General features: G+C 56.3%; 1 protein-coding gene. It reads right to left on the reverse strand.

The window, feature by feature from the left end:
• Positions 1 to 135: 135 nt before the first annotated feature.
• The coding region (locus VTU_RS34720) for a hypothetical protein (protein WP_010102472.1) at positions 136 to 348 on the reverse strand (213 nt) is incomplete at its 5' end.

Below are 348 nucleotides of genomic sequence, written 5' to 3' on the forward strand. Positions count from 1 at the left end.
CTGGTGGCTGGCTTTGGGCAGCCTGTTTATATGGCGGGTGTTGCGTCAAAACCGAAACACCGGTTGTGCTGGCACCGCTATCGGATTGCAGCGGTCCCAGGCGGGTGCAAGATGCGGACGGTTGCGTCAGCAAGCTCATTTCCACAAGCTTATATGCCAATGGTCCATATGATGGGGTTGGGACGAGATCTTCGCTGGCTTCTCGGTCCATGCACTTACGAGGGGAATCACGATTGGCCCGGTCACCGAGTTGGACGGAAATTTCCCGTGGACAAGCACATCCTCGATGAACGATTGCCCGATATAGACGGCGCGGGAGGAGCGAGAAGCCGCTTCAATCTCAAGCAT

Origin of the sequence: Verminephrobacter aporrectodeae subsp. tuberculatae At4 (genome assembly GCF_000193225.1) — a bacterium.
GTDB classification, from domain to species: domain Bacteria; phylum Pseudomonadota; class Gammaproteobacteria; order Burkholderiales; family Burkholderiaceae_C; genus Acidovorax; species Acidovorax aporrectodeae.